Genomic DNA, 18,302 nt, shown 5'->3' with positions numbered 1-18,302 from the left:
AGATCATGTCGGAGACTCTTGATGTCAAAGAAATCACCATTAGCGAAGTTCAGGATGCCTACCAAAAAGGAACCGTCACGGTTACCTCAGTAGTTCAGGCCTACCTAGACCGCATCGAATCGATCGACCGCAGTGGCGCGGAACTCAACTCGATCGTTGCGCTCTCGCCCCGCGCGCTCGAAGACGCTGCCGACCTCGATGCGTTCTACGCAAAGAACGGTCAGCTCTTTGGCCCTCTGCATGGCGTGCCAGTGCTAGTGAAAGATCAGGTCGAAGTTGGGGGAATGCCCACAAGCTATGGAAGCGAGATCGCCGCAGATTTCGTACCCGAAAAGGATTCCACGGTTGTCGCTCGACTGCGCGCCGCTGGCGCCGTGATCATGGGAACCACCACGATGCCTGACTTTGCCACGTCGTGGTTCAGTACGTCGTCACGCAGCGGAACGACCAAGAACCCTTACGATCTTGCTCGTGATCCTGGAGGATCATCGTCAGGTTCTGCGGCAGCGATTGCGGCGAACCTCTCTCTGGTCGGAATTGGTGGTGACACGGGTGGGTCGATACGTCTGCCAGCCTCATTCTGCAACCTCGTCGGACTGCGAGTAACGCCTGGATTGATTAGTCGTGCGGGTATGTCCGCACTCGTCAAGCCTCAAGACACCCCCGGCCCGATGACTCGCACGGTAGAGGACAGTGCGCGAGTGCTCGATGTGCTTGCGGGGTTCGACCCGGAAGACTCCTACACGAGCATCAATCGCATCGCTCGCCACGTGGGTTCCTACACGGATGGTCTTGCCGAGTCGACCATGGCAGGAAAGCGTGTTGGAGTGCTGCGTGAAGCGTTCGGTGACGAGAGCGATGTCGATGGTGCACGCATCAATGTTGTGCTGGAAGAAACGCTTAATAAGCTTCGCGCAGCCGGCGGCGAAACTGTCGACGTTCATGTAGATGACTTGATGCACCTCGTTGGATTCACCTCGTTGTACAACACTCGATCTCACGACGACATGGATAAGTTCTTTGCAACGCGCCCCGGTGCAGGAGTGACGGGTATGAGCGACGTTATCGCTAGTGGACGGTTCCACCCGAAACTTGATCTCCTAATCGGGATTGCCGCATCCCCGGAGAACCCCGCTGATGATGACGAATATGTCGATCGAATTTTGGTGCAGCAGAAGTTCCAGCGCCATGTTGTCAGTCTGATGGAGGAGTTGCAGCTCGACGCCATTGTTTTCCCGGATGCAAAACTGCCGGCACCCACGCGTGCGGATGTATTCGCTGACCGCTGGACCTGCCTGACGTACCCCACCAATACGGTCATTGCGTCACAACTGCATTTTCCGGCGATTACGGTTCCCGTGGGCTTCACTGATAACGGACTGCCGGTTGGGCTGGAAATCATGAGCGCGCCCTATGACGAACAGCGGCTCTTGAAGGTCGCTTCTGCGGTCGAAAAAGCTACCACGGCTCGCCGCAGCCCTGAGCACAATCTGGGGTCTGATCACTGAGATGACGCGCACAATCAATGCTGACATGGGGGAGTCAGTCGGGATCCATCACTTCGGTAATGACGAGCCACTTCTCGAATTCGTTGACACGATCAACGTTGCCGGCGGGCTGCACGCTGGCGATCCGTCAGCGATTTCTCGGATCGTCTCGCTCGCGTTAGACCGAGGCGTCAGCGTCGGAGCCCACCCGGGGCTGCCAGACATCGCCGGCTTCGGGCGGCGGGAGATGGTAATTACGGTTGAGGAAGCGCGAGACCTCATCCGCTATCAAACAGGCGCAGTCGCATCCTTCGTGCAGTCCCACGGCCATGAACTCCACCACATCAAGCCTCACGGTGCGCTGTTTGGAATGTTGGCTCGAAACGATGAACTGATGGATGCTGCCTGTGATGTAGCGGTGCAGTACGGAGTTCCCATTTATGGGCTAGCCGGCACAGCTCACGAACGAGTATCGGCAGCAAGGGGAGTGCCATTCGTTCCGGAGTACTACGTTGATCTCGACTACACGGATGACGGCATGGTTGTCGTCAATCGCACGGGTTCCGTGCGAGACCTCGGTGAAGTCGCAGAGCGAGCGTCACGTGCCTTGCGAGAAGGAACAACCATCAGCACAACAGGCAACACGATTCCTGTTCGCGCCGACTCCTTCTGCATCCACTCTGATCTGCCCAATGCTGTGGAGGTAGCGAGAACGGTGCGCGACGCGATTGCGCACGTAGCGGTTTAGCGTAGTTGTTCGGGTGGGCGGAAGCAGTATTAGCGTTTCTGCCCACCTGACCTCGAAAATGAATCTGGCGCTACGTAGTGGCGAGAGGCGTTGTCGGGGGTGTCGTTCCCGTGGTCTTACGCACCTTGGCTTTGAACCACTTGGTGTCGGGGATTCGTGCGAGGAGTGGACCGGCGACGATCGTGATGAGTACATACGCCGTCGCTAGTGGTGCGAGCATGGGCTCGATGCCGGCGCCGACCGCGAGACCCGCGATCACGATCGAGAACTCACCGCGAGGAGTCAGAATGAGCCCAGTGCGCCATCGACCAGCAACCGCGATCCCAGCCCGTTTCGCCGCAAGGTAGCCCGAGAGCGTCTTCGTAGCGATAGTGACAACCGCGAGAGCAGCCGCCGGCAGCAGAACAGGAACAATGTCTGCCGGCGAAGTTGAGATCCCAAAGAACACAAAGAATACCGCAGCGAATAGGTCACGCAGGGGAGTGATGAGCTGGGCTGACTGGTGCGCCACCGGGCCCGAGATCGCAATACCGACGAGGAAAGCACCCACCGCAGCAGACACGCTCACGCGTTCCGCTAAACCAGCAACAAGCATCGTCAATCCAACGACACCGAGCAACAGTGCTTCGGCGTTCTTGTCGGGAAGCAGTCGCGACAAGAATCGACCATGACGTAGGGCAACATAAAGAATCAGCAGCACGACAGCGACGGCAATGGCCACAGTGAACGCGCCCTGCAGCAGTCCCGCACCAATGACGAGCGCAGAAAGTACCGGCAGGTAGAACGCCATCGCCAAGTCTTCCATCACCAGGATGGAAAGCACGGTCGGGGTCTCGCGGTTACCGAGTCGCCCCAGATCGCGCACGACCTTAGCGATCACCCCAGATGATGACACCCAGGTGACACCGGCGAGGGCGACGACCGCGGCAGGTTCCCACCCCAAAATGATGGCGAAAAGAGCCCCGGGTAGGGCATTGAAGACACCATCGAGGATGCCCGAAATGCGAGAAGTCTTGAGATTCGAGACGAGCTCTTCTGCAGAATACTCCAGCCCCAGCATCGCCAAAAGAAGAATCACGCCGATTTGTGAACCGACTTCGAAGAACTCTTCGCTCGCCTGAAACGGCAGCAAACCGCCCTCGCCAACAGCGAGGCCGGCAAGAAGATAGAGCGGGATGGCAGAAAACCCGAAACGTGCAGCAAATCTTCCGAGCACGCTAAGAACAAGCAGGAGAGCGCCAACCTCGATGAGGAGCTGCGTCGTCTCATGCATACGCGAGCCTTAGCTGGGGCCGCGGTTGATGAGCTTGCCGAGTGCGTCGAGACCCTTGCGGGTCCCCACAGCGACGATTACATCGCCAGACTCGAATTTAACCTCAGGACCAGGGGAAGGAACAACATCGTTGCCGCGGGCAATCGCGACGATCGATGCGCTCGTGAGAGTGCGCGCTTTCATATCGCCCATGGGGCGACCGACGAATCCTGAGCCGCCGGGAAGAGAGATCTCTTCGGTGTAGAGCCCCTCAGCCTTCTCGCCAAGAACCGACAAACGGCTGAGCGTGAGCGACGAACCAAGAACCTCAGCGATAGCCGCAGCCTCATCGTCAGTGAGTGAGATGGAGGCAGCGTTCGAGTCAGGGTCGTCCGCATTGAAAAAGGCAAGATCTCGCTCGCCTGAACGCAGCGAAACCACGCTGACACGGCATCCCGAATCAGTGATCACATCATTGCGAACACCAAACCCAGGAAGGTCAATTCGTTCGATTCTTACGCCCACAGTTCCCACTTACCAATTCGCTAGTGGCCAATAGTCCAGCGAGAAGCCTACGCCTCTTACGCTGCAACCCCATACTTTTTCATTGACGTCTCCACAATGGTGAGGCCCTCGAGGCCCGGCATGCGTGAAATGTGCTCATCGAGTTTGCGAATCTCGCGCAATCCCTCCTCGCCTGAGAACAAGTGGCCCATAACGTGGGTCACTTCTTTAGCGGGCATGATGCTCGAGCCAACCGGACCCCAAGCGCCCCTCAAAGCCAGTCGCGCCAAGACTTGCGCCTTCTTGCTTTTGGCTAGACGCTCTCGAGCCTGAGTCGCATAGAAGGCAACGTGGCGTGCTTCTTGCTTGGCGATTCGGCGAAGCAACTCAGACAGCACCGGATGCTTTTCCATATCCGCGAGCCGGTTGTACGCAGCAACGGCAGACCACTCGTTCGCGGCGCCCCAGATCATGTGCACTGCGATGAAGTCCTTACCGATCACATTTCCGAGCACGGACTGCTTGATCGGGTCGAGTCGATCCTTCCAGCCCAACTTCAGCCGGGTGGCTTTGAGCTCGTCATAGTCGAGAGTCACATCGTGAGCACCGAGCACCTTCGAGAGCGCTTCGCCGTGCCAGAACTCTTCGCGGTTCCACATCGTCATAAACGCACTAACGTCGACCTCCTTGTGGGAGGGCGTGACGAGTAGATCTCGCAGGTAGCAGACCGTGTGGTATTCGACATCCGCCATGTAGCGAAGGCTGCGCAGAGTCGAATCCGGGAGGGGATTGCGCTCAAATTCGGTGAAGTCGAGGTCACCCCACTGCACCTTCTTCGAGGTCGAGGTGTACCGATCAATATCAAATGCCATGAGGTGTGGGAACTAGCTCGACGGCGTCGAGTTCTGTTCCTCTCCTTCCAGTTGCACCGGCGCGGTTGCTGCGGCGCGAGGTCGAGGGATGCGGGTATTGGGTGAGCGGCGCTTCCAATCGAGCACGTTCCACCGCTTCTCTTGAGCATGCTTATACAGGTTGACGTCAGGGTTGACGGCACTGGGATTTCCGAGAAGTTGCAGCCACATCAGATCGGCATGACTGTCGCCGTAGCCATACGACTGGGTGAGGTTGAAACCATTGAGTTCGGCATAGTGGCGCAACCACGCGGCCCGTGCCTCATCCACCAGCGGCGGATCGGCCAAGAAACCGGTGAGAACACCGTCACGTTCGTGCATCCGGCCAGCAACGACCTCGTCAAAGTACGGCAAGAAGGGGGTCACCATGAGATCGATTGTTCCCGTGACCAGAATGGTGCGGTGGCCAGCATCACGGTGCTCCTGAACACGGCGCAGAGCATCCGGCATCACCCGACGCATCATGGCCCGGCCGAAGCTGCCGCGCACCATCCGCTCAATCTCCACAATCTTGAAGCCCTCGTAGCGACGCATAAAGGTTCGGATGAACTCGCCGCGGTCACGACGTTCAGCACGCAAGTACTTGCGCAAAGAGAAAGTGAAATTGGCGAGGTCGTGCACAACCTTGGCACGGGGAACAGTTCCACCCCACAGCAGCAAGTACTGCTTCACGAGGTTGGAATCGACGACAGTGCCTTCAAGGTCGAAGACAGCGACAACATCGGTGCGCTGGGGAAGCTTCTTAGCGGTGCGGGTCTTGGCGGCTGGTCGGTTGGCAAATGCCCGCGTCAACGTCGTGATCGCCGGGAAGTGCACCTTCTGGAAGTAGTCCTCCCAGTTGATCTCGGCGACATCGAAGCGTGCACTCTGAGAGGTCTTCTTCGGTAGCGAAGCGAGAAGCTCACGAGTGTTGGCATCATCGAAAATTATCTCCGTCTGCACATACGCGCGATAGAGATTCGTGAAGGCGCGCAGCACGTCAAGCTGATGTTGGCCGCTCTTGACCTCATCCAGCCAACGGCGAGTGCGGGGAGTTGTCGGCATCTTGGTGATCATGCGCTCAGCACGCTCGGCCTGACGCTCGCGCTTCACTAGCGCCTTCTCCACGCGCTGACCTCCGGGGAAACGCCACAGCGGAACCGTGATCTCGCCATCCTCAGCGGGCAGCGGGTTCGCTGTGAAGTAGGCGTTGACGTTCTCATACATGCGGTGGAACGGAAGCGGATTGCTCGCTCCCGAACTCACGTGGTAGTACTGGGGCGCCTTCGGATCAGCCTTCGTGGAGGCGGCCGCCAACGCTGCATTCACGACAAAGTCGACAGGGATGACATCGAGAATCGAATCAGGAAGGCCCGGGAAATCGGGCAACTGACCGCGGCCATAAGCGAGGATCAACGGATCGGCGACCTTGAAACCGTCAATCCAGCCCGGGAACGGGTGGTGAAGTGCACTCTCAATAATCGAGGGACGAACCACCGAAAGGCGGTGCCCGGCCTGAGCCCACAGTTCCTCAGCAACGCGTTCGGCGAACGCCTTCGTCAGAGTGTAGACGTCAGTCCAGCCCAAGCTCTCAGCGCGCATACGGCCGTAATCGACGAGGCGGTCGTGCACCCATTCAGCACGGGCAGCCTCAGTGAATTGGGCAACAGCCTGCGGACCGGCTTTGCCATGACGAGCTTTAGCGGCAGTGAGTTGGGCACGCAGCGCCTCGGGCTGGCGAGACTCGAACTCAACACGAGTGCGCGCCGTGCGAGCAGCCTCATACTCGGCTCGCCAATCAACGTTGTGAACAAGCGATGCTTCGGGAACAATTCCCTTGCGGATGCCGCCAACATAAGCCGTAGAAATATGCACGACGTGAGGACGCGATTTACTGTTCAACAACGCCGTATAGATGCCCGTCGCTCCACCAACATTGGTATCAAACGCTTCATCGATCGGCGGATCAAACGAGACAGTAGACGCGCCGTGGATGACGACATCAATGTCATCGGGCAGCGTGCCGACATCCGTGAGACTGCCTTCAATCACGGTGACCCGGCGAGCAACCTCTTCGAGGGCTTTCTCTTTGCCGAGGGTTTCCATCCACTGCGCAAATACCGGCTTGCGCATGAGATTGGTGAGCCGGCCTTCGCCGCTTGTTGATCCTTTTCCGCGCACGAGAATAGAAATTCGTGTTCCGGGGTGGCTCGAGAGCAAACGTTCGAGAATTGCCTGCCCGACGAAGCCAGTGGCTCCCGTCAGAAAGACATGCTCCGTCGTGAGGGGGGTGATGGTCGTCATAGTTTGGCGGCCCTTTTCATCAGGTGGAGGTTGCTTTGGCCATCGAGGGAATCGACGAGGGCATCAATCTCAGCAATGGTCGCTGGCTGGCTGTTGAATAGATAAGAAAAGAAGAATGCGGTGTTTTCGCGCGGTTCAGCGCGGGCACCGATCGGCCACGGCGTCTTCGCGAGACGCCGCCGCGTGACCTTCTGAGCGCGAGTCGACTCGGCGAGGCGGTGGCGGGCCTGCGCCTCGAAAAACTCCAGCTGGCGCGCCTTAGTCGCTAAGAGCCGCCCGATGAGATCGGCGAGCTGCGGATGAGGCTCACGTTCGAGAAGCCGACGGTAGGCGGCCTGCATGAGCCACTCATCCACGGCACCAAGAGATGTGTGCACGGCCACCATGGGTAGCCCGACAATGTTGGCAACGATCGATTCGCGGATTGTTCGTTCGACAGGAGTGCGGAACGGGGTACGGTCGGCTTCGCCACCCTCGTTCGCGCGAATGACTTGGTCAAGTGCATCCGCAATCCAATACTTCTCGAACGCCCAGGTGATCAAGAAGGCGGTAACGCGGGAGTCTTTATGGGTAGCGGTGACCAGCACACTGCGCAGATGCGTCATCGTGCCGCGCTCAACAACCTGCAAGTAACGCAAGACGCGTAGCGTATCTGCGCTCAAGGGCTGAGAGGCGTATGCCTCAAGATTGAGCAGGTCGCGGTAGCTCGCGTGTGCCTCATTGGCATACGCGCGGACGTCAAAATCGGGTGCCGGAATAGACATGTCGTCCAGGGCAACTTCAAGACTTCTTGGCATCGTTCTCCTCCGCTCGAAGCAGTGTGGTGACAGCGACCTCTGACAATTCTAGTTGCGACTCCTCAGAGGAGACACAATCTATAGGGAGGGCTTGCCGTAGTCTTAGAGCCATGGCAATAGCGCTAATTACGGGTGGAACTTCAGGCATCGGTGCTGAGTTTGCCCGGCAACTTGCTCGCAGCGGGACCAACCTTGTCTTGATCGCCCGCAATGAAACTCGCTTGCAAGAAACAGCTTCGACGCTGCACCGCGAGTTTGGCGTGGCCGTCGAGATCATCAGCGCCGATCTTGCCGTGCGCGACGACGTAGTGCGAGTCGCTGCTCGTCTCAGCGATCCAGATCGACCCATTGACCTCTTCGTCAATAACGCGGGCTTCGGGGTGCACTCGAAATTGACCGACACCGATGAGGTGCGCGTGCATGAACATGCCTTCGACGTTATGTGTCGCGCGGTACTGATTCTCGCGGGCGCCGCTGGTCGGGCCATGCGTGAACGCGGCAGCGGTTCGATCATCAACGTGTCGAGCATCGCCGGACTCGTGACCATGGGATCGTACTCAGCGATCAAAGCCTGGGTGGCGTCATACAGCCAAGGACTCTCAGTAGAACTGCGCAATACGGGAGTGACAGTGACGGCGCTCATGCCGGGATGGGTTGTCACCGAATTCCACGAGCGGGCGGGCATCCGCACCGGGTCTATCCCGTCCTTTATGTGGATTGACGCACCGACCCTCGTCACGGGTGCACTGCGGGATTCAGCACGGGGCAAAGTCATTTCCATACCTACTGTTCGGTACCGAGTCATCGGATGGTTTGCTCGACACGTGCCTTTGCGTACAATTCGTTGGATTTCGGCGAAAATTTCTTCAAGCCGAAGTGATGAGGGCTCCGAACCTCAAGGTGTGAAAGATGCGACAACGACATGACCCGGACTTTTGACCGCTTTACCTCGCCGACGATGGCGGGGGCCAGATATGTTGCCCAGCGAGGCCTACTGAAGCCGCTAGTGTGGTCGCTCGTGCGCGTCGATGTAAAGGGAGTCGAGCACATCGAGCGTCACGATGGCCCATTCATCGCCGTTGCCAACCACTCCAGCCACCTTGATGCACCGCTCATCATCGGCGCCTTGCCCCGCAGCCGGGCACGCTACCTCGCCGCCGGAGCGGCAGCCGACTATTTCTTTGAGGTGTGGTGGCGAAAGTGGCTAACCACCTTGTTCTTTAACGCTTTCGCGATCGAACGCAATGCTGAAGGCAAACGTGCTGGCGCATCGCGAGCGCTTCTCGAGCGCGGTGTTCCGCTGCTCATTTTTCCCGAAGGCGGTCGCACCCGCGAGGGTGCACTCACGCGCTTCAAGCCAGGAGCTGCCGCACTGTCAATCAACACTTCAGTGCCGTGCCTTCCTATCGCGCTCGTTGGTGCATCGACAGCAATGCCTCGCGGGGTGAACTGGCCAAAGTCAGGTCGCCTGCCCGTCACGGTAGTCTTTGGCGAACTGCAGCAGCGCCGCGAAGCCGAAACATCGGAAGCTTTTTCTGCACGACTCGCTGAGGTCGTGCGTCAACTGCACGAAACAGTTCAACCCATGCCAAGCGCCACCCCGAAGGGAACGAAATGACCTCTGTCAAACACATGAAGTGGTGGGGTTGGGGCAATGAAGGGGTGGGCTTCCATCACGAAGATAAGCCTGGTTTTGCACCGTTCGTGGAGTACGCAGTAGGTCTTGATCTTGGCTCGGCCACTCGTGCTGGTGAACCATCGTTCGATGAACTCGACGTTCCGAAGAGCAAAGCGACCGCCGCATTCACAAAGCAACTTGCAGCGATTGTCGGCGCGGACTATGTCACTCGAGACGACATGGTGCGCGTCATCCACACCTATGGCAAAGGACTTCGCGACCTCGTACGAATTCGGAGCAATGCCATCAAGCGCAGCCCTGATGTCGTTATCTACCCCGCTGATGAAGCTGAAGTGCAGGCGATCGTGGATGCCGCGGTCGCCGCTAATGCCGTCATTATTCCGTTCGGAGGCGGCAGCAACATCGCTGGCAGCCTCGAGCCGATGCCCGCCGAGAAACGCGTTGTAATCTCGCTCGACCTCGGACGACTTCGCAAGGTTGTGGCAATTGATGCGGATGCCGGCCTCGTTCGCATTCAGGCTGGCGCTCAGGGCCCTGACCTCGAAGAGCAGCTTAATGCTCAAGGTTGGACGATCGGACACTTTCCAGACAGCTTCACGCACTCGACCGTTGGCGGTTGGGTAGCGACGCGTTCCTCCGGAATGCAATCAGACAAATACGGCGACATCGCCGACATCACTCGCGGTCTTCGAGTGGTGCGCCCCGGCGGAATGCTTGTACTTCGGCCCTTGCCAAGCACCTCAAGCGGCCCAAGCGTGCGCGAAATGATCTTAGGAAGCGAAGGGCGCCTCGGGGTCATTACCGAAGTCACTGTCCAGGTGCACCGCATTCCCGCTAAGCGAGATGTGTACGCCTACTTCTTCCCCAACTGGGAGTCAGGAATCGCCGCAATGCAGGCGATCGCGGAGTCGGATGCTGCGCCATCCATCACCCGCATTTCTGATGCAAAAGAGACCGGCTTCTCACTCGCGACGAGCAAGACCCGCACGGGCTTCAGTAAATTTTCGGCCGAAACAGCACTGCCGAAACTGATGACCGCCAAGGGCTGGAACCTTGACGAGATTTGCCTGTCGTTCATTGGCTTCGAGGGCAGCGTTTCTCATGCCAAGCGCCAGAAGAGTCTCGTTGACAAAATTGTCGGCAAGCACGGCGGAATGGGTGTCGGTAAGGGGCCAGGAATCCTCTACGACCAAAAAAAGTTCGACACCCCATACCTGCGCGACTTCTTGCTCGATATGGGTGCCGCCGGCGATGTCTCAGAAACAGCGACCCCGTGGTCGTCTGTCGTGAAGCTGCACTCTGCAGCCCATAAAGCAGCCCAAGATGCCTACGATTCACTCGGCACCAAAGGCTGGATCATGTCGCACATGTCGCACTCCTATCACTCGGGTGCCTGTCTCTACTTCACATTCGCATTCACCTTCGGAGACGATCCACTCGGCGAATATGACACCGTCAAGCGCGCCATCCAACAGTCATTTGTGGACAACGATGGCACCATCTCGCACCACCACGGTGTCGGCCGTGAGCACTCACCGTGGCTCGAACAAGACATCTCAACGGAAGGTGTCAAAGTCATGCAGGGACTGTTTGACTCTGCAGATCCCGGTGCGAACTTCAACCCGGGCAAGGTCACCCCAGCAGAGTTGGCTGGGGCTACTGCGACTGTGACTGCGACTTCGAGTGCGAGTGCGACCGTGACGCCAGCGAAGAAGGCGTCAGCGAAGAAGACGCCAGCGAAGAAGACGCCAGCGAAGAAGGCGTCAGCGAAGAAGGCGCCAGCGACGAAGGCGCCAGCGACGAAGAGTCCGGCAGCGAAAGCGCCAGCGACGAAGGCTGCGCCGACCAAGAAGGCTGCACCCGTTGCGAAGGCTGCACCCGTTACGAAAGCTGAACCGACCAAGAAGGCGCCGGCGCGCGCTACTCCGAAGAAGTAGCGCGCGGGCGGGGTGCCGGGGGCGGCGGCACCTCTTTGGCAGCGATCACTTTGGCGAGTTCAATAGTTTCGAGACCGCGCTTAGTCGCGACAACGCAGTGGCTGTCATCGGCGAGATGAAAGTAGCCGAGGGCATCAGTAGCGCGACCATCGTCGATGAGGTGACGCACGACGACCCGCGTTCCGCTGGTGGTCGCCTTGAGAAACTCTGCCGGGGTCACCATGAGCTCTTGTCGTAGTCCTTCAGGAAGATGCCGAACAGATCTTCGCCGTCCTCGCCGCGCACGATGGGGTCATAGACGCGGGCCGCACCATCGACAAGATCGAGCGGCGCATGAAAGCCCTCTTCCGCCAACCGCACTTTGGTGGGGTGGGGGCGCTCATCCGTAATCCAGCCGGTATCGACGCTCGTCATGAGAATTCCGTCGCTCTCAAACATTTCGCGTGAACTCGTGCGGGTGAGCATGTTGACGGCAGCTTTGGCCATATTGGTGTGCGGATGCCCTGGACCTTTGTAACCGCGACCGAACACGCCCTCCATCGCCGACACATTCACGATGTATTTGCGGCGGGCGGTGGACGCGGCCATCGATGGACGCAGCATCGAGATCAGCACAAAGGGTGCCGTGGTGTTTGCCAATTGAACTTCGAGCATTTCGAGAGGATCAACCTGATCAACGTGTTGAGTCCACGAGTTGATCGAATCGAGGTCGGGCACAAGCCCACCGGCATCAATCGCGGTGCCGGCGGCTAGTCGTTCGAGTGAGCTTGATCCTGCGGTCATCGCTTGCTCGGTGAGTTCTTCAGCGCGCGTGGCAGCGGCAGCCAGGATCGGATGTGCAGAGACCGACTGCGCGAGAGCCTGCGGATGCGGGTCATTGGTGTGGCCGAATGTCGTGAGCTCGGGCAACGGGCCATCGGGCAGCGGAGCAAGCTCACCATCGACGAGTGGTTGATAAGCGCCGGGGGAGCGACGCACGGTCTGGGTGGCGTTGTTGATGAGGATGTCGAGGGGCCCCTGAGCGGCGACAGACTCGGCGAGCCCGATTACCTGAGCGGGGTCGCGGAGGTCGATCCCGACAACGCGCAGCCGGTGCAGCCAATCGGCGGAGTCGGGCAGGCTCGAGAAGCGACGAACGGCATCCCGAGGAAAGCGGGTCGTGATGGTCGTGTGTGCACCATCCCGCAGCAGACGCAGAGCAATGTACATCCCGATTTTGGCGCGACCGCCGGTGAGCAGTGCGCGCTTTCCGGTGAGGTCGGTTCTGGCGTCACGCTTGGCGTGATTGAACGCGGCGCAATTCGGGCAGAGCTGGTGGTAGAACGAATCGACGGTCGTATACGGCTGCTTGCAGATGTAGCAGGGGCGTGCCTTGATCAGCTCCCCGGCCGACGGAGTTGTCGTGTTTGTGGAGATCGGGATGCCGCGGGTTTCGTCATCGATGCGGTCGGCAGCACCGGTCGCCGTTGCCGCGATCACTTGGCGGTCGGCGTCGGCGATGGTGGCACGCTTCTCAAGCCGACGTTCTTTCTTGACTGCTTTGAACATGGCTGCGGTGGCTCGGCGCACGGTGACAAAGTCGGGGTGCTCATCATCGATCTCGGCCATCTGTTTCAAGACTTTGAGGGTCGTTTCAAGCTCCGTCGGATCAAGACCGCTGGGGCCGGGTTCGGGGGAGTCACTTGAATTGAGCACACCAGATTCTACCCGCGAGCACGCGGTCTCGGAGATCGGGCAGCGTCGTCACGAAGTGGCAATGTCGCGAACAGCAAACTTCAGCAATAGCTCTAAGCTGGCGTGATGATCGTCAGTGTCGTACTCGCGCTTGCTGGCTCGCTGTTTTATGGTGTCTCCGACTTTTTCGGTGGGTTAAGCACTCGCCGTCTTCGCGTTGTTCCCGCGACCACGATCATCCACGTCTTCGCCACTCTCGCCCTCGTCGCGGCGATGCCCTTTGTTGTTGTGCGTTGGGAAGCCGGCGCCATCGTGTGGGGCGCGGTTGCGGGGGTTAGCGCCATCATCGGTCTTCTGACCTTCTACGCGGCACTCGCTGATGGCCCCATGAGTCTCGTCGCACCTCTCATTGCCGTTGTCGGTGCGGTGGTTCCGGTTGGTTTTGCGGTCATCACGGGGGAGCAGTTGCCGCTTCAAGCGTGGCTAGCGATCGTGCTCGCCCTCGTCAGCGCGCTGTTGGTCTCGGTGACGAGAGCGGATGCCGCGGTTCGAGTGCGACCCCGCACGGTTGTTGTCGGCTTGGTTTCGGGAGTGGCCTTAGGCACCGCGTTGATTGCTCTTGACCACGCACCGGAGTCGGCGGGGCTTGCCACTGCTGTTGTTGAGATTCTGGTGGGGCTCGGCGCGATGCTCATCTTGCTTGCTCTCACTCGGCTGCTCCCGTCGCTCAAACGATTCTTCGCTCAGTTCGATCATCAGCCAGAAGGGGGCCCGGTCGTCAGTGTGAGTCGGGCGCGACTGCTTGCTGCTGCTGGTGGGGTGCTCGTTGGTGCGTCAAACGCTTTCGTGTTGTTCGCACTTCAGCTCGGAAGCTTGGCCGTGGTGTCAGTGCTCGTCAGTCTCTACCCGCTGGCAACAATCGTGCTCGCAAGATTTACGCTCCACGAACGCGTGAGCAAAGTGCAACTCGTGGGGATGGGGCTTGCGCTTGTCGCTTCCGTTATGTTGGCGCTGAGCTAGCCGTCGTTGTCGCGGCCGTCCTCCGGCTACGGTTGAACAATGCCCTCACTCTTGGATGCGCTTCCGACGCCCTATGACGCAGACGCAACCTATGACGCTTTCGTGGGGTGGGCATCCGATCGCGGTTTGAGTTTGTATCCGGCGCAAGATGAAGCGGTCATCGAGCTGGTTTCGGGCGCGAATGTCATTTTGTCGACGCCGACGGGAACCGGCAAGTCACTTGTGGCAATCGCCGCTCACGCTATTGCCCTTGCGCAGGGCCAGCGCACCTTTTACACGGCACCGATCAAGGCGCTTGTGAGCGAAAAATTCTTCGCTCTTGTCGACATTTTCGGTGCAGAGAATGTCGGAATGGTGACGGGTGACTCCTCGGTCAATGCCGACGCCCCCATAATTTGCTGCACAGCAGAGATTTTGGCGAACCTCGCTTTGCGGGAAGGGGCGGACGCGCGAGTCGATCAGGTAGTGATGGATGAGTTCCATTTCTACGCTGACCCCGATCGTGGCTGGGCGTGGCAAGTGCCGTTGCTCATTCTGCCGAACGTTCAATTTGTGTTGATGTCGGCGACGCTCGGTGACATGCAGCCACTAGCCGATGACCTGAGTCGGCGCACAGGCCGTGAGACAAGTTTGATCACGGGTGTCGAGCGCCCGGTGCCATTGCACTATTCGTGGGCGATTACGCCAATTCACGAAACCGTTGAGGATCTCCTGTCGACCGGTCAGGCACCGATCTACATCGTGCACTTTTCGCAGGCAGCCGCCCTTGAGCGAGCCCAGGCGATGACCAGCATCAAGGTGGTCACCCGTGAACAGCGCGACAAGATCGCTGAGGCAATTGGTGACTTTAGATTCACGACGGTGTTTGGAAAGACCCTGTCTCGACTTATCCGGTCGGGAATCGGCGTTCACCACGCTGGCATGCTGCCCAAGTACCGCCGACTCGTCGAGCAGCTTGCCCAGCAAGGACTACTCCGCGTCATTTGTGGAACAGATACCCTCGGCGTCGGCATCAACGTGCCAATCCGCACGGTGCTATTGACTCAGCTGACTAAGTACGACGGCACCCGCATGCGCCAACTCACTGCGCGGGAGTTCCACCAGATCGCCGGGCGTGCGGGGCGTGCCGGCTTCGATACTGCTGGCACTGTTGTGGCCCAAGCACCAGAACACGAATCTGAGAACGCGAAGATGGTGGCGAAAGCCGGGGATGACCCTAAGAAGCTCCGCAAGCTCGTGCGCAAGAAGGCTCCTGATGGTTTTGTGACGTGGAGCGAGTCAAGCTTCGAGCGGATGATCGCCGCTGAGCCCGAACTGCTCACGAGTAACATGCGCATGAACCACGCCATGATCCTCAACGTGATTGCCCGCGGGGGAGACGTTTTCTCGAACGTGCGTCACCTTGTCGAAGACAACCATGAGCCACGCAGCAGCCAGCGTGCGCTTGCTCGTCAGGCGCTCGCGATTTACCGCACCCTGCGCACAGCCGAGATCGTTGAAGAACACCGAATTTCTGACACCGTCATCGTGGATGGCGAAGAAGTCGAGAGCTTTGACGAACGAATTGAGATCCGGCTGACGGTAGATCTGCAGGCCAACTTTGCGCTCAACCAGCCGCTGTCACCTTTTGCCGTAGCATCCTTCGATTTGCTTGAAACAGAGTCGCCAACGTACGCGCTCGACATGATCTCGGTGCTAGAAGCAACCCTCGATAATCCGCGGCCGATTTTGTCTCAACAGCAGTTCATGGCACGTGGCGAAGCGGTTGCGGCGATGAAGGCGGAGGGCATCGAATACGACCAGCGGATGGAGCTACTCGAAGAAGTCACGTGGCCGAAACCGCTCGAGGAACTGCTCACTGCTGCGTTTGAGATGTATAGCGCCAGCCAACCGTGGATTGGTGACTTCGAACTCAACCCCAAGACCGTAGTGCGCGATCTCTACGAACGGGCAATGACCTTCGCTGACTTTGTCGGCTTCTACGGACTAGCACGTAGCGAGGGTCTCGTGCTGCGTTACCTGTCGGACGCGTATCGGGCTACCCGCCAAACGATTCCGGATGACGCCAAGACTGACGAGCTTCTCGACCTCATTGAGTGGCTGGGCGAGTTAGTGCGCCAGGTCGACTCGAGTCTCATCGATGAGTGGGAAGCAATGACGAACGGGGCAGACAGCGCAACAAGCGGCGAGCCCGTGTTGCCACCAACGCCGGCATCCGTCGTCACTAATGCGCGAGCATTCAGGGTGCTTGTGCGCAATGAGATGTTCCGTCGGGTTCAGTTGGCCGCGCGCGATGACGCTGTGGCTCTTGGCGAGTTGGATGCGGCGGCCGGGTTTGATGAGCAGGCCTGGGGTGACGCACTCGACCGCTATTTCGAGGAGCACGACAGCATGTCGACGGCCGGGGATGCGCGTGGCCCCGCGATGATCGCCATTACAGAAATGCCGGGCGCGTGGCAGGTTCGCCAAATTATCGCTGATCCGGCCGGAAACCATGATTGGGCCATAGCGGCATCGGTGGATCTTGTGGAATCTGCTGCCGAGGGCGTTGCCGTGGTGCGCGTCTCAGGTTTCGACCGCTTGGACTAGCAGCCCCGCGGGAATGTTCGGCCCTTAGTGGGTGTTTAATGGCGATGTGACACGAGATCAACGCCTAATTCTGATCATCGCTATCTTGGCGTCGTTTGTGGCGTTTCTCGATGGTTCGGTGATCAACGTTGCGTTGCCTGCTATTCGTGATGAGCTCGGTGGTGGTCTCAGCACGCAGCAGTGGGTGGTCGACGCCTACCTGATTACCCTTGGTTCACTGATTTTGCTTGCGGGATCACTCTCTGACGTGTTCGGCCGCCTCGTGATACTACGGATCGGACTGATCGCATTCGGTGTCGTGTCTTTGGCGATTGCGGTCGCACCCAGCGCTGAACTTGTCATCGTGTTTCGCGGCTTTCAGGGAGTTGCTGGGGCTTTGTTGGTTCCCAGTTCGCTCGCACTCATCATGTCGACATTTAGAGGCGCTGCTCAAGCCAAAGCGATTGGTCAGTGGACGGCATGGACCAGCGCGGCCTTCATCGTTGGACCGGTGTTGGGAGGCATCTTCGTTGACCTCATCAGTTGGCGACTCGTCTTTGCGATCAATGTCTTGCCCATTGCGGTGACGTTGTGGCTGCTGGTTGTGCTCGGGCACCGAGACGAGCGCAAGAAAGATACCCGCGTTGACTTCCTTGGGGCTGTCTTGGGAATTGTGGGTCTTGGCGGCCCAGTGTTTGCTCTCATCGAGCAAGGAAACTATGGCTGGGGCAGCCCCGCAGTATTCATACCTTTCGCTGTCGGGCTGATTTCCCTGGTCGCCTTTGTGCTCTGGCAACGTCGCGCACCTCAACCGATGTTGCCCTTGGAACTATTTCGGCAGCGCAACTTCAGCATGGGCAACATCGCGACGCTCTTTATTTATGGAGCGTTGGCTCTTGGTGGATTTATCGTCGTTGTTTACCTCCAAGAAGTGGCGGACTTCGGGGCAACGCAAGCAGCACTCGCTTTTCTCCCGTCATCAATTGCCATCATTGTGCTCTCCTCGTATTTCGGAGGTCTGAGCGGAAGATTCGGCCCCCGAATCTTCATGACCGCTGGTCCGCTCCTCGCGGGCGTTGGCTATGTGACGTTCCTCTCGATGCAGGAGAGTGTCAACTACTTCACTCAGGTGCTCCCCGGAGTCCTATTGTTCTCGGTGGGACTCTCAATGACAGTTGCCCCACTGACGTCTGCCATTCTCGGCGCAATTTCAGCGTCCCAAGCGGGCATTGGTTCCGCGGTGAACAATGCTGTGTCCCGAATCGCTGGCCTCATTACGGTTGCGATGCTCGGAGTCATCGTGGTCGGTCCCTTGACCGTCGATAATTTTCATCGCGTGATCATCGTCACGGCGGCGCTGCTCTTTACCGGCGGTGTTGTGTCGTTTCTGGGGATCCGCAACCCTGCTCGTGTTGACCCGGAATCGGTGGATACTTCCCCGCCACTGCCCTAGGGCGACAACAAGCAACGATGCTGTCGCGG

At 58.8% G+C, this 18,302-nt stretch carries 15 protein-coding genes; 8 read left to right on the top strand and 7 right to left on the bottom strand.

The window, feature by feature from the left end:
* The first annotated feature begins 5 nt into the window (after positions 1 to 5).
* Together AC061P_RS08295 and pxpA are read left to right on the top strand one after the other, a co-directional pair.
* Complete coding sequence (locus tag AC061P_RS08295; RefSeq protein WP_480390899.1) at positions 6 to 1,508, top strand: amidase; 1,503 nt, start codon at positions 6 to 8, stop codon at positions 1,506 to 1,508.
* A gap of 1 nt (position 1,509) precedes the next feature.
* Positions 1,510 to 2,235, top strand: a complete 726-nt coding sequence (gene pxpA, locus AC061P_RS08290) for a 5-oxoprolinase subunit PxpA (RefSeq protein WP_480390898.1) — start codon at positions 1,510 to 1,512, stop codon at positions 2,233 to 2,235.
* A 70-nt stretch (positions 2,236 to 2,305) separates the two neighbouring features.
* Here pxpA and AC061P_RS08285 read toward each other — a convergent pair whose 3' ends face one another.
* From AC061P_RS08285 to AC061P_RS08265, 5 genes are read right to left on the bottom strand one after another with little or no spacing between them, the layout of a single operon-like run.
* Positions 2,306 to 3,508 carry a cation:proton antiporter gene (locus AC061P_RS08285; protein WP_480390897.1) on the bottom strand — a complete coding sequence of 401 codons (1,203 nt, stop codon included), beginning with the start codon at positions 3,506 to 3,508 and terminating at the stop codon, positions 2,306 to 2,308.
* Between the two features lie 9 nt (positions 3,509 to 3,517).
* Positions 3,518 to 4,012, bottom strand: a complete 495-nt coding sequence (locus AC061P_RS08280; protein WP_449646917.1) for a cation:proton antiporter regulatory subunit — start codon at positions 4,010 to 4,012, stop codon at positions 3,518 to 3,520.
* Positions 4,013 to 4,068: 56 nt separating this feature from the next.
* Positions 4,069 to 4,863, bottom strand: a complete 795-nt coding sequence (locus tag AC061P_RS08275; protein WP_449646916.1) for a ferritin family protein — start codon at positions 4,861 to 4,863, stop codon at positions 4,069 to 4,071.
* Between the two features lie 12 nt (positions 4,864 to 4,875).
* The gene (locus AC061P_RS08270; RefSeq protein ID WP_449646915.1) at positions 4,876 to 7,185 is read right to left on the bottom strand and encodes an SDR family oxidoreductase; all 2,310 of its coding nucleotides are present in this window, start codon (positions 7,183 to 7,185) and stop codon (positions 4,876 to 4,878) included.
* Positions 7,182 to 7,982, bottom strand: coding sequence for a hypothetical protein (locus tag AC061P_RS08265; RefSeq protein ID WP_449646914.1), 801 nt, complete (start codon positions 7,980 to 7,982; stop codon positions 7,182 to 7,184). The genes AC061P_RS08270 and AC061P_RS08265 overlap by 4 nt, the downstream gene beginning before the upstream one ends.
* 110 nt (positions 7,983 to 8,092) lie before the next feature.
* Here AC061P_RS08265 and AC061P_RS08260 point away from each other — a divergent pair, with 110 nt between their 5' ends.
* The 3 genes from AC061P_RS08260 to AC061P_RS08250 are packed head-to-tail and all read left to right on the top strand — an operon-like array spanning position 8,093 to position 11,558.
* Positions 8,093 to 8,908 carry an SDR family NAD(P)-dependent oxidoreductase gene (locus AC061P_RS08260; RefSeq protein WP_449646913.1) on the top strand — a complete coding sequence of 272 codons (816 nt, stop codon included), beginning with the start codon at positions 8,093 to 8,095 and terminating at the stop codon, positions 8,906 to 8,908.
* Entirely contained in the window at positions 8,905 to 9,600 is a 696-nt protein-coding gene (locus AC061P_RS08255) for a lysophospholipid acyltransferase family protein (RefSeq protein WP_449646912.1), read from the top strand. The genes AC061P_RS08260 and AC061P_RS08255 overlap by 4 nt, the downstream gene beginning before the upstream one ends.
* Positions 9,597 to 11,558, top strand: coding sequence for an FAD-binding oxidoreductase (locus tag AC061P_RS08250; RefSeq protein ID WP_480390896.1), 1,962 nt, complete (start codon positions 9,597 to 9,599; stop codon positions 11,556 to 11,558). Before AC061P_RS08255 ends, AC061P_RS08250 begins: the two co-directional genes overlap by 4 nt.
* Here the strand turns inward: AC061P_RS08250 and AC061P_RS08245 are convergent.
* Both AC061P_RS08245 and AC061P_RS08240 read right to left on the bottom strand, forming a co-directional pair.
* The gene (locus AC061P_RS08245) at positions 11,542 to 11,781 is read right to left on the bottom strand and encodes a hypothetical protein (protein WP_480390895.1); all 240 of its coding nucleotides are present in this window, start codon (positions 11,779 to 11,781) and stop codon (positions 11,542 to 11,544) included. The two genes, AC061P_RS08250 and AC061P_RS08245, sit on opposite strands and share 17 nt — an antisense overlap.
* On the bottom strand, positions 11,775 to 13,253 hold the full coding sequence (locus AC061P_RS08240) for an SDR family NAD(P)-dependent oxidoreductase (protein WP_480390894.1): 1,479 nt from the start codon (positions 13,251 to 13,253) through the stop codon (positions 11,775 to 11,777). The genes AC061P_RS08245 and AC061P_RS08240 overlap by 7 nt, the downstream gene beginning before the upstream one ends.
* 105 nt (positions 13,254 to 13,358) lie before the next feature.
* Here AC061P_RS08240 and AC061P_RS08235 point away from each other — a divergent pair, with 105 nt between their 5' ends.
* The 3 genes from AC061P_RS08235 to AC061P_RS08225 are packed head-to-tail and all read left to right on the top strand — an operon-like array spanning position 13,359 to position 18,273.
* Positions 13,359 to 14,252 (top strand): EamA family transporter, encoded by an 894-nt coding sequence (locus AC061P_RS08235; RefSeq protein WP_480390893.1) that lies wholly within the window; start codon positions 13,359 to 13,361, stop codon positions 14,250 to 14,252.
* A gap of 39 nt (positions 14,253 to 14,291) precedes the next feature.
* On the top strand, positions 14,292 to 16,841 hold the full coding sequence (locus tag AC061P_RS08230; protein WP_480390892.1) for a DEAD/DEAH box helicase: 2,550 nt from the start codon (positions 14,292 to 14,294) through the stop codon (positions 16,839 to 16,841).
* 46 nt (positions 16,842 to 16,887) lie between these two features.
* Entirely contained in the window at positions 16,888 to 18,273 is a 1,386-nt protein-coding gene (locus AC061P_RS08225; RefSeq protein ID WP_480390891.1) for an MFS transporter, read from the top strand.
* Positions 18,274 to 18,302 lie beyond the last annotated feature (29 nt).

This window comes from Rhodoglobus sp. G.S.4, from assembly GCF_056619605.1.
The sequence above is the reverse complement of the archived record's forward strand: the minus strand, read 5'-3'. Positions and strand labels throughout refer to the sequence as shown.